Raw genomic sequence first — 16,216 nt, 5'->3', positions numbered from 1 at the left:
GATGGCCACGTTGCGGCGGCCCCAGGGTTGATCACACGGCAAACAGCAGGAACTCACGCTCCCAGGAACTGATGACGCGCTTGAAGTTTTCATGCTCTGCGCGCTTGGTGGCGACGTAGCCGGTAATGAACTTCTTGCCCAGGTACTGCACCAGCGACCGGCTGTTCTCCATACGCTCCAGGGCGTCCTCGATGGTCAGCGGCAGGCGCAGGTTGCGCCGCTCATAGCCACGGCCCTGGACTGGCGCGCTGGCCTCGATGCCCTCGACCATGCCGATGAAGCCACACAGCAGGCTCGCGGCGATGGCCAGGTAGGGGTTGGCGTCGGCGCCCGGCAGGCGGTTTTCCACGCGGCGGTTCTGCGGGCCGGCATCCGGTACGCGCAGGCCGACGGTACGGTTCTCTTCGCCCCACTCCACGTTCACGGGTGCCGAGGTGTCCGGCAGGAAGCGACGGAACGAGTTGACGTTCGGTGCGAACAACGGCAACGCCTCGGGAATGAGTTTCTGCAGGCCGCCGATGTGATGCAGGAACAGCGTGCTCATGCTGCCGTCTTCATTGGAGAAGATGTTCTTGCCGGTGGCGATGTCGATCACGCTCTGGTGCAGGTGCATGGCGCTGCCGGGCTCGCCGGTCATGGGCTTGGCCATGAAGGTCGCGGCCACGTTGTGCTTGAGCGCGGCCTCGCGCATGGTGCGTTTGAACACCAGGATCTGGTCGGCCAGGTGCAGCGCGTCGCCGTGACGGAAGTTGATCTCCATCTGCGCCGTGCCGTCTTCGTGGATCAAGGTGTCGAGGTCCAACTGCTGCAGTTCACACCAGTCATAGACGTCTTCGAACAGCGGGTCGAATTCGTTGGCGGCCTCGATGGAGAACGACTGGCGTCCGGTTTCCGGACGGCCGGAGCGACCCACCGGTGGTTGCAGTGGGAAGTCCGGGTCTTCGCTGCGCTTGGTCAGGTAGAACTCCATTTCTGGCGCGACGATCGGCTGCCAGCCCTTGTCGGCATAGAGCTTGAGTACCTTCTTGAGGACGTTGCGCGGCGACAGTTCGACCGGATTGCCCTTCTTGTCATAGGTGTCGTGGATCACCTGGGCGGTCGGCTCGATGGCCCAAGGCACCAGGAACACCGCGTCCTGGTCGGGGCGGCAGATCATGTCGATGTCGGCCGGGTCGAGCAGGTCGTAATAGATGTCGTCGTCGACGTAGTCGCCAGTCACAGTTTGCAACAAAACGCTTTCGGGCAGGCGCATGCCCTTTTCGGCGATGAATTTGTTGGTCGGCGAGATCTTGCCACGGGTGATGCCGGTTAGGTCGCTGATCAGGCATTCGACTTCGGTGATCTTGTGCTCTTTCAACCAATCGGTGAGCTGGTCGAGGTTGTTACTCATAAATACCTCAGGAGGTCATTTGTCCCAGCCCCAGCGGGGCGGGCGCTACTGACGCCTGGCGTCGGTCAATGTCGGCGCATTCGGCGCGGCAGGGCCTGGCAAGGCCCACGCCTTGATTCTGGATGGTGTACGTTGCCAAAGCAAAAACCCATGCGCAGGACGGCAGCCGTTCCACGCGCAAAACGCGTGTCGATCTCGAAAGCAAAGGGCAGGAAGGAAGAAAAGCGTGCAGTAAACTGCTACGGGGCGAGGGCTGACTGTGCCGGTCGTCAATTATTGCGGCCAGTCTGCTCCTGGGATGGGCCAGGCGCGCGAGGGCCTTTCGGCAAGCGGTGAAAATACCTGACTGCACAGCGCAGGCGGCGCTTTCAGGTCGCGACTGGCGGACCATGTGACCCTCGTATTATTACTGTTATGGGTTGCGACCGAGCTTAGCCTCGTTCATTTTTTTTCACAACACCTCCGTAAAAAATAAAATACGCCACCATCGCCGTAGCCCTTTCCTACAGATTTAGCGGATAATGGCATGCCCTTATATGCAGCAAATCCGCCGTTGATGTGCCATTTCAGGGCATCAGGAGGTTGGCTTGACATCAGTTTGTCTTTTCGATTGACTGGGTCTGCAGGCCCCCCTTGATTGATATTTTTAACAACAAAGGTGTTGCATCATGTCGGTACCCCCGCGTGCCGTTCAGCTTAACGAAGCGAACGCGTTCCTTAAGGAACATCCTGAGGTTCTCTACGTTGACCTTCTGATTGCAGATATGAATGGTGTGGTTCGTGGCAAGCGTATCGAACGCACGAGCCTTCACAAGGTTTACGAGAAAGGCATCAACCTGCCCGCCTCCCTCTTCGCCCTGGATATCAACGGCTCGACCGTCGAAAGCACGGGCCTTGGCCTGGACATCGGCGACGCCGACCGCATCTGCTACCCGATCCCTGGCACCCTCTCCAACGAACCTTGGCAGAAGCGCCCGACCGCGCAGCTGCTGATGACCATGCACGAAATCGAAGGCGAGCCGTTCTTCGCCGACCCGCGTGAAGTGTTGCGCCAGGTGGTGAGCAAGTTCACCGACATGGGCCTGACCATTTGCGCCGCATTCGAGCTGGAGTTCTACCTGATCGACCAGGAGAACGTGAACGGCCGTCCGCAGCCGCCGCGCTCGCCGATCTCGGGCAAGCGTCCACAGTCGACCCAGGTCTACCTGATCGACGACCTGGACGAGTATGCCGACTGCCTGCAGGACATCCTCGAAGGCGCGAAGGAGCAGGGCATCCCGGCCGACGCGATCGTCAAGGAAAGCGCCCCGGCGCAGTTCGAGGTCAACCTGCACCACGTGCCTGATCCGCTGAAAGCCTGTGACTACGCAGTGCTGCTCAAGCGCCTGATCAAGAACATCGCCTACGACCATGAAATGGACACCACCTTCATGGCCAAGCCCTACCCGGGCCAGGCTGGCAATGGCCTGCATGTACACATCTCCGTGCTGGACAAAGATGGCAACAACATCTTCACCAGCGAGGATCCCGAGCAGAACGCCGCGCTTCGTCACGCTGTCGGCGGTGTGCTCGAGACCCTGCCCGCATCGATGGCGTTCCTCTGCCCGAACGTCAACTCGTACCGCCGTTTCGGCGCGCAGTTCTACGTACCGAACGCGCCGAGCTGGGGCCTGGACAACCGCACCGTGGCCCTGCGCGTGCCAACCGGCTCGCCGGACGCCGTGCGCATCGAGCACCGCGTGGCCGGTGCCGACGCCAACCCGTACCTGATGATGGCGGCGGTCCTGGCTGGTGTGCACCACGGCCTGACCAACAAGATCGAGCCGGGTGAGCCGATCGAAGGCAATTCCTACGAGCAGCTGGAACAGAGCCTGCCGAACAACCTGCGCGATGCCCTGCGCGAGCTGGACGACAGCGAGATCCTGAACAAGTACATCGATCCGAAGTACATCGACATTTTCGTCGCGTGCAAGGAGAGCGAGCTGGAGGAGTTCGAACACTCGATCTCCGACCTCGAGTACAACTGGTATCTGCATACCGTGTAAACGAAAACGCCGCCCTCAGGGGCGGCGTTTTTCATTGAGGTTGGCGGTGTCTGCTTCGCGGGTAAACCCGCTCCCACAGGTTACCCGCTGGTCTCACAGTCGGAGGGGTGCCTGTGGGAGCGGGCTTGTCCCGCGATAGGGCCGGTACTGACCTACAACGACTTCTCGAAAATCTTCGAATTGCGCTGGTAGTTGTACAACGAAGCCCGCGCCGCCGGCAGCCGTTCCACGCCACTGGGCTGGAACCCGCGCTCGCGGAACCAGTGCGCCGTACGTGTCGTCAGCACGAACAGGGTATTGAGGCCCAACTGCCGCGCACGGGTCTCGATACGCTCGAGCAGGTCATCACCCCGGCCCCCATGTCGGTATTCCGGATTCACCGCCAGGCACGCCAGCTCGCCCGCCTCGGACTCGGCAATCGGATACAACGCCGCACAGGCGATGATCATGCCGTCACGCTCCACCACACTGAACTGCTCGATTTCCCGCTCCAGCACCTCGCGCGAACGGCGCACCAGAATGCCCTGCTCTTCCAGCGGGCTGATCAGCTCGAGCAGGCCGCCGACATCCTCGATGGTCGCCTCGCGAACGATCTCGAACTGCTCCTGGGCTACCAGCGTGCCACCGCCGTCGCGGGTGAACAGCTCGGTGAGCAGCGCACCATCCTCGGCGTAGCTGACAATATGGCTGCGCGCTACCCCGCCCTTGCAGGCCTCGGCGGCGGCATCGAGCAGCTCACCCTGATAGTCGCTGCCCAGGCGTTGCAGGTGCGCCGGAACCTGCTGGGGCCGCAGCTCACGCACCAGCTTGCCTTTGTCGTCCAGCAGGCCCGGCTCGGCGCCGAACAACAGCAACTTGTCAGCGCCCAGTTCGATGGCGGCACGGGTGGCGACGTCTTCGCAGGCCAGGTTGAAGATCTCGCCAGTCGGCGAATAGCCCAGTGGCGACAACAGCACGATGGAGCGCTCGTCGAGCAGGCGGCTGATGCCCTTGCGATCGATGCGTCGTACCTCGCCGGTGTGGTGGTAGTCGACCCCCTCCAGCACGCCGATCGGCCGTGCAGTCACCAGGTTGCCGCAGGCCACACGCAGGCGCGAGCCCTGCATGGGCGATGCGGCGATATCCATCGACAGGCGCGCTTCGATGGCCAGGCGCAAGGCGCCGACGGCGTCGATCACGCACTCCAGGGTCGCGGCGTCGGTGATGCGAAGGCCGTGATGGTAATGCGGGGTCAGGCCGCGGGCAGCCAGCCGGCTTTCGATCTGCGGGCGCGAGCCGTGGACCAGTACCAGGCGCACGCCCAGGCTGTGCAGCAGCACCAGATCGTGGACGATATTGCCGAAGTTGGGGTGTTCGACACCATCGCCGGGGAGCATGACCACGAAGGTGCAGTCGCGATGGGCATTGATGTACGGGGAAGCATGACGCAGCCAGTTGACGTATTCGGGCATGACGGGGCCTGTGGATAAGTGAACGAGACGGGTGAAGGCGCACAACGTTCGAAAGTCATCGTCGGAACAGGCTTGCGGTCACGCGCGGTCTCCTCTAGGCAGGAACGATTCAGGTCAGTGGACGTTTAGGCTCTGCACGAAAAGCCTTGATACTCGGTGATGCTGCGTTGAAAACAGCCTCGGAATGCTCATTTACAACCCGTAAACTCCGCTTCCTCGGCTGTTTTCGCCTTGCCTGACCTTCGTCTCAAGACTTTTCATACAGACCCTAGCTCAGGCAATAGTGCCGGACAAGATCACGCAATAGACGCACGGTAGGCTCGATTCGTGACATTTCAAGGTACTCGCCCGGCTGATGGGCGCAAGCGATGTCGCCGGGGCCGAGCACGATGGTCTGGCAACCCAGCTGTTGAAGATAAGGCGCTTCGGTGCCAAAGGCCACCGCTTCGGCACGATGGCCGGTCAGACGTTCGGCCAATTGCACCAGCTCGGCGTCGGCGTCCTGCTCGAACGGTGGCACCTCGGGGAACAGCGGCGCATAGTCGATGCGCACTTCATGGCGCTCGGCCACAGGTTTGAGCTTGGCCCGGATAGCCGCACGCAGTTGCTCCACGTCCATCCCTGGCAACGGGCGCAGGTCGAACTCCAGGGCGCACTGGCCACAGATGCGATTGGGGTTGTCGCCGCCGTGGATGCAGCCGAAGTTCATCGTCGGCGTGGGCACGGTGAATTGCGGATTGCGGTAGGTCTGCTGCCACTGCTGGCGCAGGCCCATGAGTTCGCCCATCACCGCGTGCATGGCCTCCAGGGCACTGTGGCCCAGGCTTGGATCCGACGAATGGCCGCTGCGCCCGAGAATATCGATGCGGTCCATGAGGATGCCCTTGTGCATGCGGATCGGCTTCAGCCCAGTGGGTTCGCCGATCACCGCCGCCCGGCCCAGCGGCTGTCCCGCTTCGGCCAGGGCGCGAGCGCCCGACATCGAGCTTTCTTCATCGCAGGTGGCGAGGATCAGCAGCGGTTGCTTGAAGTCGTGCTCCAGCAGCGGGATCACCGCCTCGATCACCAAGGCGAAGAAGCCCTTCATGTCGCAACTGCCCAGCCCTACCCAGCGGCCATCCACTTCGGTGAGCTTCAACGGGTCGCTGCTCCACAACTGTGGATCGAACGGCACCGTATCGCTGTGGCCGGCCAGCACCAGACCGCCCGGGCCGGTACCGCGGCTGGCGAGCAGGTTGAACTTGCCTGGAGTGACCTCCAGGACCTCGCAACGGAAACCCAGATCGCCCAGCCAGTTGGCGAGCAGGTCGATGACCTGGCGGTTGGACTGGTCCAGTGCGGCCTGGGTGCAACTGACCGAGGGGGCGGCGATCAGGGCGGCGAACTGGTCTTTGAGCGATGGCAACGGCATGCACGGACTCCTCGTAAAGCATGGCGGTCATCATAGCAATGCCGTCCCTTGGCAGGGCAACTCCTGTAGACTCTCCGGCAACCACGCCTTCCTTCGAGCCAGCGATGCACAAAGAAACCGAACTCAAGCTCCGCGCCAGCCGCGAGACCCTTGCCGCCCTGCGCGAGCACCCCTTGCTGAAGAAGCGCAACAAGTCCGGCTGGCAGACCCGCGAACTGCTCAACCAGTACTTCGACACCCCCGACCGCGAGCTCTCTGCAGCCCGCGTCGCCCTGCGCCTGCGCCGCGACGGCGAGGTCATCATCCAGACCCTCAAGTGCCGTGGGCAGAGCGTTGCCGGCCTGTCCGAACGCAACGAGTACGAGTGGTACCTGGACAAGGTCAAGCTGGACCTGAAGAAACTCGACGCCAGCTGCTGGCCCGAGCAATTGGCCGAGCTGGACAAGAAGACCATCAAGCCATTGTTCACCACCGATTTCACCCGCGAATACGCCGAGATCTCCTGGGGTCGCGGCAAGGCCAAGGTGGTGATCGAAGCCGCGCTCGACCAAGGCTTCGTCATTGCCGGCAAACGCAAGGAAGAAATCTGCGAGCTCGAGCTGGAGCTGCGTGAAGGCGCCCCTGAAGCTCTGCTGGAGCTGGCCGCCGAGCTCTCCGCCACGCTGGCCCTGATGCCCTGCGACATCAGCAAGGCCGAGCGCGGCTACCGCCTGCTCGAGCCAGATAGCTACGAGTTGAGCCTGCCACACACCGAGCTGGACGCCGAAATGGCCGTGGATGACGCCTACGCCGCGCTCGCCTGGCAACTGCTGGGCAGCAGCCAGCGCCTGGCAGAACAGTACCGTCATAACGGCCACTGGCGCCTGCTGCAGGAATGGGTGCAGTGCCTGGCAGAGCTGCGCGCCCTCACCAGCAGCCTGGGCCAGGCCGCGCCACGAGCTACCACCCGTGACCTGCGCGCCCGCCTCGACGCCCTGCTCGAAGACTGGCGCCCGCTGGTGCAGGCCGGCAACGAGGACGAAGACATCCGCCGCGCCGCGCCCGAGCAGTTCGCCGAAGAGCTGGAAGACACCCGCTGGGGCCAGTTCTCCCTGGAAACCTCGCGCTGGCTGCTGGCGCGCGCCTGGACCGCCGAGCGCAAGGGCCGTGGCGAGCGCCAGGGCAAGGCGCAACTGGCCAGCTGGCTGCACCACCAACTGGGTGAAGAAGGCCGCGCGCTGAAACTGCCGCTTTACACCCAGCGCCCAGAGGATCTGGGCGAGCAGTTGCCGCGCATCGAGCAGTTGCTGACCTGGCTGCACCACGCCCGCCAGGTGCTGGAAGTGCCGCAACTGGACCGCCTGTACGGCGATCTGAAGAAGCTGCACGAACTGGCCGAGCAGCCGCTGGCCGAAGAGCTGTCGGACGCGCTGTTCGAGGCCCGCATCGAGCAGGCTCGCGCCATCGACCAGAGCCGCGCCTGGAAACACCTACTCAAGGTGTAATCGCGCGTCGGCTTCTTCGCAGGTAAATCGGGGCACCGACCCGGTTTACCTGCGAAGGCCTCACCTCGATAGCGGCAAGCAGGTAGTGGACTTGATCTCCGAGAGCGCCACGATCGAATTCACTTCCTGTATCCCCGGTACGTTCGACAGCTTCTCGAAGAAGAACCGCTCGTAGGCCTCGATGTCCGAGGTGACGATACGCAGCAGGAAGTCGACCGCCCCCATCAGCACATAACACTCCAGTACTTCCGGAAAGCCGCGGATCGCCTCGGTGAACTCGGTAAAGTTCGAACGTCCGTGGGCGTTGAGTTTCACCTCGGCGAATATCTGCGTGTTCAGACCGACCTTCTTGCGGTCCAGCAAGGTGACCTGGGCGCGAATCACCCCTTCATCCTTCAGGCGCTGTATCCGACGCCAGCACGGCGACTGCGACAGCCCGACACGTTCGGCGATCTGCGCGCTGGACAGCGACGCATCCTCCTGCAGCAGTTCAAGGATGCGCCTGTCGTAGGCATCCAGCTCGCTTTGCATGACCAATTCTCCAAACGCCACAGATACGACGATTATTATTCGCCTAACTACCAAACAAGGGGAATCATAGCGAAGAAATGCCGGTTTCGACCTGCGAGAATTTCTCCACATCGAAGGAGACGCTCCATGAATGCACTCGAACGGCACACCCCCCAGCCCCGTAGCGACGCCTGGGCCGCCAGCGCCCTGCATGGCGAGGTCCGCTACCGCCTCGACATCGAGGCCGAGCCGGACAGCCTGTGCCGGGTACTCAATCTCTTCGCCCTGCAGTTCCTCACGCCACACAGCGTGCAGGTGTGCCAGCGCGACGACCTACTGGAGCTGGAGATCGGTATCGACGGCCTCAGCTGGCACCGCGCCGGGGTGATTGCGCAGAAGATGCGTAACCTGGTGTGTGTCGGCGAGGTCTTTCTGGAAAGCGTGCCAAAACTGTCTGAGGTAGCGGCGGGCTGACGTCTGCCCCGCAAGATTCGGAAACGCCTTCGCCAAAGCCCTGCCCCGCTCTGCAGCTAACCTTGCCTGGGCCTCTCAGCAGCCTCGGCAAGGACGCCGCCATGCACAACCCTCACGATCACAGCCTCGACCTCAAACGCCTCCTCGACACGCTGCTCGCTGAACATCGCCTGGCCCCCGGCGATGCCCTGCGTGCACTCGAACACGCCGCCAGCCAGCCCGGCCACCCGCTCGAAGTCCTCGCCAGCCTGGCCCTGAGCGACTGCCTGCGCCCCGGTCATACCCTGGACCTCGACACCCTGTGCCAATGGCTCGCAGAGAGGGTCGGCCAACCCTTTGTGCGCCTGGACCCGTTGCAGGTCGATCTGGCCCGCGTCGCCGGCCTGATCTCGCCCGCTTTCGCCCAGCGCCACGGTATCCTCGCCGTGGCGCTGGATGCGACCGGCATTACTGTCGCCAGCGCACAGCCCTACCAACGCGAGTGGGAAGCCGACCTGAGCCGCAGCCTAGGCCAGCCGATTCGCCGGGTGCTGGCCAGCCCTGTGCAACTGCGCCAGCTCGGCGACACGTTCCAGCGCCTTTCGCGATCCGTGCAGGGCGCCCACCAACAGCAGCGCGCAAGCCTGGGCGAACTTGAGCAGCTCCTGGAGCTCGGTGGGCGCAGCACCGCCATCAGCGCCGATGATGCGCACATCGTGCATATCGTCGATTGGCTGCTGCAGTACGCCATCGAGCAGCGCGCCAGCGATATCCATCTCGAACCCCACCACGACGAAGGTCGCTTGCGCTACCGCATCGACGGCCTGCTGCATACGGTCTACCAGTTTCCCGCCGGCGTGGTCCTGGCGCTGGTCAGCCGCCTCAAGCACCTCGGGCGAATGGATGTCGCCGAGAAGCGCCGCCCACAGGATGGACGCCTGAAAAGCCGCCTGCCCGGCAGCGCGCAGGTCGAGCTGCGTCTGTCGACCCTGCCGACACCGTTCGGCGAAAAACTGGTATTGCGCCTCTTCGACCCCGAACAACTGCACGAAGACCTGGAGCGCCTGGGGCTCGAAGGTGCCTTGCTGGAGCAGTGGCACGCGCTGTTGGCAAAGCGCCAGGGCATCATCCTGCTCACCGGCCCCACCGGCTCGGGCAAGACCAGCACGCTCTACGCCAGCCTGAAGCACCTGGCCACGCCAGAGGTCAACTTGTGCACCATCGAAGATCCGATCGAGCGCCTGGAGCCCGGCTTCAATCAGTTGCAGGTCCAGCCCGGCCTCGACCTCGGCTTTGCCAACGGCGTGCGTGCGCTGCTGCGTCAGGACCCGGACATCATCATGATCGGCGAGATACGCGACCGCGAAACCGCCCAGGTGGCGGTCCAGGCGGCGTTGACCGGACACCTGGTGCTATCGACCCTGCACACCAACGACGCTTGCAGCGCCATTACTCGCCTGCAGGAGCTGGGTGTGGCCGATTACCTGATAAAGGCCACGTTGATCGGCGTGATGGCGCAGCGTCTGGCACGCACCTTCTGCAGCGCCTGCAAGGGACGTCCCGGCACTCGTGAAACGGCATGTCGCCAGTGTCGCGGTACTGGTTACCAAGGGCGCACGGGGCTATTCGAACTGCTCGTGCTGGACAACGCCCTGCGAACTCGGATCGGCCCGGACAGCGACCTTGCCAGCCTGCGCCAGCAGGCTCTGGCCCAGGGCATGCGCGACCTGCGCCGCTGCGGTGAAGACAGGGTGGCTCGGGGCATGACCAGCCTCGCGGAAATCCTTCGGGTATGTGCCTGAGCGCCCGGCATACGCAGCCTGCAAAGGAACTTGCGGCCCGCGCGACGATCCAAACTCGCATCCCCCGCCCTCATCGTTCGAGGTAATTCACATGCGTTTCAAAACCGCCATTGCGGCTGCTGCCCTGCTGTCCCTGCCGATCGGCTCCGCCATGGCCGACGGCTTCTGGCGCAACGTCATTTCGTCCGGTGCGACCACCGGCTCGACCTACCTGACGTTCAAAGACCACAAACTGGTCGCGGCCGCTCAGGACGATGCCGGCAGCTTCGTGGCAAGCGAAGGTTCGATCCGCGGCCCGTACCTGGAAGCGGCGATGCGTCAGGTGCGCGCCGACAACCCTGGCGTCCAGGCCAGCGACATGGAACTGGCCAACGCGATCCTGGCCCGTAACCTCACCGCTCAGTAACCTGCATTCGACGCCCGCTGCGGGAGCGGGCTGCGCGAGCAGACCCGCGCAGCACCGCCTCCACAGCAGGCCCGGATTCAGCGATACGCGTCCACCGGCACGCAAGCACAGAACAGATTGCGATCGCCGTACACGTTGTCCACCCGATTCACCGCCGGCCAGTACTTGTGCAAGCGCACATGCGCACTGGGCGCGACCGCCTGCTCCAGGCTATAAGGCCGATTCCAGGGTGCCAGCACATCGGCCAGCGTGTGCGGCGCATGCTTGAGCGGGTTGTCCTCCGCTGGCCAATTCCCCTCCTGCACCTGGGCAATCTCGTCACGGATCGCCAGCATCGCCTCGACAAAGCGATCCAGTTCCGCCTTCGACTCACTCTCGGTCGGCTCGACCATCAGCGTGCCCGGCACCGGGAACGACATGGTCGGCGCGTGGAAGCCATAGTCCATCAGGCGCTTCGCCACGTCCTCCTCGGTGATCCCGGTCTGCGCCTTGAGCGGACGCAGGTCGAGGATGCATTCATGGGCTACGCGCTGGTTACGCCCGCGATAGAGCACCGGAAAGGCCTCCGCCAGGCGGTTGGCCAGGTAGTTGGCGCTGAGGATCGCCACCTCGCTGGCATCGGCCAGCTGTGGCCCCATCAGGGCGATGTACATCCAGCTGATCGGCAAGATACTGGCACTGCCCCAGGGCGCTGCGCTGACGGCGCTGTTGTTCGGGTCAAGGCCCGGTACCGGCACCACCGGATGGCTGGCGACGAAGGGCTTCAGGTGTGCGCGCACCCCGATCGGCCCCATGCCCGGCCCACCACCGCCGTGGGGGATGCAGAAGGTCTTGTGCAGGTTCATGTGCGAGACGTCGGCACCGATATCCGCCGGACGCGCCAGGCCCACCTGGGCGTTGAGGTTGGCGCCGTCCATGTACACCTGCCCGCCCTGTTGATGGACCACCTCGCAGATTTCGCGAATGCCCTCCTCGTACACCCCATGGGTCGAGGGGTAGGTGATCATCAGGCACGACAATCGATCCCCGGCTTGGCGCGCCTTGGCCTTGAGATCATCGAGGTCGACGTTGCCCGCCTCGTCGCAGTCGACGATCACCACCTCCATGCCCGCCATCTGCGCCGAGGCCGGGTTGGTGCCGTGGGCCGACGACGGAATCAGGCACAGGGTGCGCTGGGGTTGATGGCGGCTGCGGTGATAGCGGGTGATGGCCATCAGCCCGGCATATTCACCCTGGGCGCCGGAGTTGGGCTGCATGCAGATCGCATCGAAACCGGTGATCGCGCACAGCCAGCCCTCCAGCTCGTCGATCATCGCCTTGTAGCCCTGCACCTGTGCAGCCGGTGCAAAGGGATGCAGCAGGGCAAAGCCAGGCCAGGTGATGGGAATCATTTCGCTGGTGGCGTTGAGTTTCATGGTGCACGAGCCCAGCGGAATCATCGACTGGTTCAGCGCCAGGTCCTTGTTCTCCAGCTGCTTGAGGTAACGCAGCATCTCGGTTTCGCTGTGGTGCAGGTTGAACACCGGATGTTCGAGCAGCGGCGTGCTGCGTAGCAGAGTGTCCGGCACTGCCGGGGGCAGGGGCTGCTGATCGAGGGTGGCGACATCCAGCCCGTGGTCGACACCGAGGAAGATGTCGAACAGTTTGAGCACCGTCGCTTCGTCACAGGTCTCGTCCAGGCTCACGCCCAGATGCCCGCGCCCTACAATGCGCAGGTTGATGCGTGCTTCTTCGGCACTTTCGATGATCGCGGCCTGGGTGCCGCCAACGTCGAGGGTGAGGGTGTCGAAGAAGTGCTGATTGAGGCGCTTGATGCCCTTGGACTGCAGCCCGGCCGCCAGGATCTGGGTCAGGCGCTGCACACGCTGGGCAATGCGCCGCAGGCCTTCGGGGCCATGGTAGACGGCGTAGAAACCGGCGATATTGGCCAGCAGTACCTGGGCGGTACAGATGTTGGAATTGGCCTTCTCGCGGCGGATGTGTTGCTCGCGGGTCTGCAGGGCCATGCGCAGGGCGGTGTTGCCGCGGGCATCGCGGGACACGCCGATGATGCGTCCGGGCATCGCCCGCTTGTAGTCGTCACGGCAGGCGAAATACGCCGCATGAGGTCCGCCATAGCCCATCGGCACACCGAAGCGCTGGCTCGAGCCGAGCACTACGTCGGCCCCGGTTTCGCCAGGCGGCGTCAGCACCACCAGGCTCAACAGGTCGGCGGCAACGCAGGCCAGCGCCTGCTGGCCATGCAACTGCTCGATCAACGGCCGCAGGTCGCGGACCTCGCCATGGGTGTCGGGGTACTGCAGCAGCGCACCGAATACTTGATGCTTGCCCAGGTTCTCCAGCGAATCGACGATCAGCTCGAAGCCGAAACCTTCGGCACGGGTTCGCAAGACCGAGAGCGTCTGGGGGTGGCAGTGTTCGTCGGCGAAGAACGCATTGCTCTTGCTGCGTGCGACCCGCTTGGCCAAGGCCATGGCCTCGGCGGCGGCCGTCGCCTCATCGAGCAGCGAGGCGTTGGCCAGCGGCAGGCCGCTGAGGTCGATGATCATCTGCTGGAAATTGAGCAGCGCCTCGAGGCGGCCTTGGGCTATCTCCGGCTGATACGGTGTGTAGGCGGTGTACCAGCCGGGGTTTTCCAGCACGTTGCGCAGGATGACGGTTGGCGTGACGGTACCGTGATAGCCCATGCCGATCAGGCTGGTCCACACCTGGTTCTGCCCGGCGTATCCGGCCAGTCTGGCCAGGGCTGCCTGCTCGTCGAGGGCCGGGGGCAGGTCAAGCGGGCGACCGAAACGGATACCTGGCGGGACGGTCTGCTCGATCAGGGCATCGCGACTGGCGACCCCCAGGGCCGCGAGCATGGCGCTCTGTTCGCGGGCATCCGGGCCCAGATGACGCTGCAGAAAAGGGTTGGGTACTTGCAGTTGCAGCAGGGATGGCGACTGGGACATGGCGATCTTCTCTTCCTGGACCAGTTCTCGTGGAGACTTACAAGTCTAGGAAGGGATCGACGACAGTGCGGAAAAACTTGCGTACAGGGCTGCATTGCAGCCCTGTTCAGATCAGATCACCCCTCTACCCGGAAGCGATCCACTTCCTGGCGCAACTGCCCGGCCAGGCCCTCGAGCTCCTTGGCCGTGGCCGCCAGCTCATTGGCTACGTCGTGCTGCTCGCTGTTGGCCTGGGCGATGCTCTGCAGGTTACGGCTGAGCAAGTTCGCGGTGCTGCTCTGCTCCTGGGTCGCAGTGCTGATGGCGGTGAACTGCTCGCCCGCCGCGCGGCTCTGCTCGTCGATGCGCGCCAGTGCCTCGGCGACCTTTTCGTTGCGTTCCAAGCCTTCCTGCATCAGGCGATTGCCCTGCTCCAGGGTGCTGATCGCGTGCCCGGTCTGCTGCTGGATACTGGCGATCATTCCGGAAATTTCATCGGTGGCCTGGCGGGTTCGCGCGGCCAGGCCACGTACTTCGTCGGCAACCACGGCGAAGCCACGGCCCTGCTCGCCAGCGCGGGCCGCCTCGATGGCGGCGTTGAGCGCCAGCAGGTTGGTCTGCTCGGCAATCGCGGTGATGACCCCGACGATGCCGCCGATTTCCTGCGAACGCGCGCCCAGGCTGTCCATCACTGTGGCGGTGCCACCCAGCGCTTCGGCGATCTGCTTGAGCGAGACGGAGGCCTGGTCCATGGCGCTGCGGCCGATGCGCGTCTGCTGGGCATTGTCCTGGGCCATGCGCTCGGTGCCGGCCATGTTCTCGGCGATGTTCATCGAGGTGGCGCTGAACTCCTCGACGGCGCCAGCCATGCTGGTGATCTCGCCTGACTGCTGCTCCATGCCCTCGCAGGCACCGGACGAAAGCCCGGCCAGGGAGCGCGAGCGCGCGCTGACCTGCTCGGAAGCACTGCGAATGTGCTCGACCATGGTCGCCAGGGCATCCCCCATCTGGTTGAAGCTGCGCGCCAACTGGCCGATCTCGTCTTCGCTGGTCACCGCCAGGCGTGCACTGAGGTCACCCGCGCCCAGGGCTTCGGCCTGGCGCACCAGGTCGTCCAGTGGGCGAAGCTTGCGCCGCAGCAGCCAGAGCGTGGCGAGCACGGCCAGGACCATCGCCAGCAGGCTGCCGATCGCCAGGCGTAGGCCGACACTCCAGGTCACGTCGCGAATTTCCGCCTCGGGCATGCTCGCCACCACGGTCCACGGGCCCTCGGCAAAGGGCTCGACCACGCTGAACAGTTGCTGCTGGCCGTTGGTCCAGAAGCGGCCTTTGTCGCCCAGGCCGGCCACAGCGGCAACCGCAGCCTGCGCATCGGCCACGCCGGCAGGCGGCACCAGCCACTGGCCCTGGTTGTCGAGCAGCGCCAGCGAGCCGGTCTGGCCGATGCGGAAGCGCTTGAGATTGGCGAACTGCGCGTTCTGCGCATCGGTGTAGTCGAAACCGACGAACAGCACGGCGATCACCCGGCCGCTGGCATCGCTCACCGGCACGTAACGGGTCATGTAGTTACGGTCGAACAGCACCGCACGCCCTACATACATCTGCCCGGCGAGCAGCTTGCTGTAGGCCGGGTGCTGGCGGTCCAGCTGGGTGCCAATGGCCCGGCTCCCGTCCTGTTTCTTGAGGTTGGTGGTGATGCGCACGAAGTCGTCGCCGCTGCGCACGAACAGCGTCGCGATGCCGGCGGTCATCTGCTGGAATTCATCGACTACCCGAAAGTCGTTGTTCATCAGCTGATCGCCCAGGTACAGGGCAGGCGTGGCCTGGCCGGCCACCTGCACGGTCTCGCCGGCATGCAGCGACAGGCCCGAGGCGAAGCGGCGCTCGAACAGGCCACTCAAGCGCTGGGTGTTGTCCTTGAGCGAGCCGTGGAAGGTGTCGAGCTGGTCGGCCAGCAGCCGCGCTTCACTGGCCAGGTGTTGCTGGCGGGTGGCGAGGTTGGCGTCGTCCAGCGAGCGCAGGGCGAACAGGGTACTGCCGGTGATCACCAGCGCCAGCACGATGGCGAGGGCGACGCCGAGTTGCGAGGCAATCCGGGCACGGGGTCGAGACATGGCGAAGCTCCTGGCAAGAGGCCGGGATCATCCTGATCACGCTGACCACCCGCTTTATTATTGAACGGGAAATCGCGCCCTCTTCCGGGACGCTGGTGCTAGTAGATCGGCGTCGCGGAGGAATACTTGAGTGTCGGACCGGGAAATACGCAAACGTTTTCTACGCGGTTTGCTCGTGGAATGGGGGCGTCTGCTTCGCGGGCAAGCCCGCTCCAGAGAT

11 protein-coding genes are annotated in these 16,216 nt (G+C 64.1%); 5 read left to right on the top strand and 6 right to left on the bottom strand.

The annotated features are described in order from the left end of the window. Positions 1–31: 31 nt before the first annotated feature. The gene (locus tag ACNFHO_RS11025; RefSeq protein ID WP_054894987.1) at positions 32–1,390 is read right to left on the bottom strand and encodes a glutamine synthetase family protein; all 1,359 of its coding nucleotides are present in this window, start codon (positions 1,388–1,390) and stop codon (positions 32–34) included. Between the two features lie 668 nt (positions 1,391–2,058). On the opposite strand from ACNFHO_RS11025, the gene ACNFHO_RS11020 reads away from it, so the two are divergent. Beyond that, complete coding sequence (locus ACNFHO_RS11020) at positions 2,059–3,435, top strand: glutamine synthetase family protein (protein WP_054894988.1); 1,377 nt, start codon at positions 2,059–2,061, stop codon at positions 3,433–3,435. Positions 3,436–3,587: 152 nt separating this feature from the next. On the opposite strand, the gene argA is transcribed toward ACNFHO_RS11020, so the two are convergent. Both argA and argE read right to left on the bottom strand, forming a co-directional pair. Then, the gene (gene argA / locus ACNFHO_RS11015) at positions 3,588–4,886 is read right to left on the bottom strand and encodes an amino-acid N-acetyltransferase (RefSeq protein ID WP_054894989.1); all 1,299 of its coding nucleotides are present in this window, start codon (positions 4,884–4,886) and stop codon (positions 3,588–3,590) included. A gap of 268 nt (positions 4,887–5,154) precedes the next feature. After that, positions 5,155–6,297, bottom strand: a complete 1,143-nt coding sequence (gene argE / locus ACNFHO_RS11010; RefSeq protein ID WP_416766262.1) for an acetylornithine deacetylase — start codon at positions 6,295–6,297, stop codon at positions 5,155–5,157. A gap of 104 nt (positions 6,298–6,401) precedes the next feature. Between argE and ACNFHO_RS11005 the strand changes: the two genes are divergently transcribed. Next, the gene (locus ACNFHO_RS11005; protein WP_416766260.1) at positions 6,402–7,781 is read left to right on the top strand and encodes an inorganic triphosphatase; all 1,380 of its coding nucleotides are present in this window, start codon (positions 6,402–6,404) and stop codon (positions 7,779–7,781) included. Between the two features lie 60 nt (positions 7,782–7,841). Here ACNFHO_RS11005 and ACNFHO_RS11000 read toward each other — a convergent pair whose 3' ends face one another. Next, complete coding sequence (locus tag ACNFHO_RS11000) at positions 7,842–8,312, bottom strand: Lrp/AsnC family transcriptional regulator (RefSeq protein ID WP_063541750.1); 471 nt, start codon at positions 8,310–8,312, stop codon at positions 7,842–7,844. 126 nt (positions 8,313–8,438) lie between these two features. Here ACNFHO_RS11000 and ACNFHO_RS10995 point away from each other — a divergent pair, with 126 nt between their 5' ends. The 3 genes from ACNFHO_RS10995 (at position 8,439) to ACNFHO_RS10985 (ending at position 10,952) form a co-directional block, all read left to right on the top strand. Continuing rightward, positions 8,439–8,765 (top strand): hypothetical protein, encoded by a 327-nt coding sequence (locus tag ACNFHO_RS10995; protein ID WP_065862344.1) that lies wholly within the window; start codon positions 8,439–8,441, stop codon positions 8,763–8,765. A 101-nt stretch (positions 8,766–8,866) separates the two neighbouring features. After that, on the top strand, positions 8,867–10,546 hold the full coding sequence (locus ACNFHO_RS10990; RefSeq protein ID WP_416766257.1) for a GspE/PulE family protein: 1,680 nt from the start codon (positions 8,867–8,869) through the stop codon (positions 10,544–10,546). A gap of 91 nt (positions 10,547–10,637) precedes the next feature. Further along, positions 10,638–10,952, top strand: coding sequence for a DUF2388 domain-containing protein (locus ACNFHO_RS10985; protein ID WP_054894995.1), 315 nt, complete (start codon positions 10,638–10,640; stop codon positions 10,950–10,952). Between the two features lie 77 nt (positions 10,953–11,029). Here ACNFHO_RS10985 and gcvP read toward each other — a convergent pair whose 3' ends face one another. Both gcvP and ACNFHO_RS10975 read right to left on the bottom strand, forming a co-directional pair. Continuing rightward, positions 11,030–13,903, bottom strand: coding sequence for an aminomethyl-transferring glycine dehydrogenase (gcvP, locus tag ACNFHO_RS10980; RefSeq protein WP_416766255.1), 2,874 nt, complete (start codon positions 13,901–13,903; stop codon positions 11,030–11,032). Positions 13,904–14,019: 116 nt separating this feature from the next. Next, positions 14,020–15,996, bottom strand: coding sequence for a methyl-accepting chemotaxis protein (locus ACNFHO_RS10975; RefSeq protein WP_416766253.1), 1,977 nt, complete (start codon positions 15,994–15,996; stop codon positions 14,020–14,022). Between the last annotated feature and the right edge of the window lie 220 nt (positions 15,997–16,216).

The organism is Pseudomonas sp. NY15374 (assembly GCF_048068255.1).
GTDB lineage: Bacteria > Pseudomonadota > Gammaproteobacteria > Pseudomonadales > Pseudomonadaceae > Aquipseudomonas > Aquipseudomonas machongensis.
Note: the sequence above shows the minus strand (reverse complement) of the source record. Positions and strands in the feature narration are given on the sequence as shown.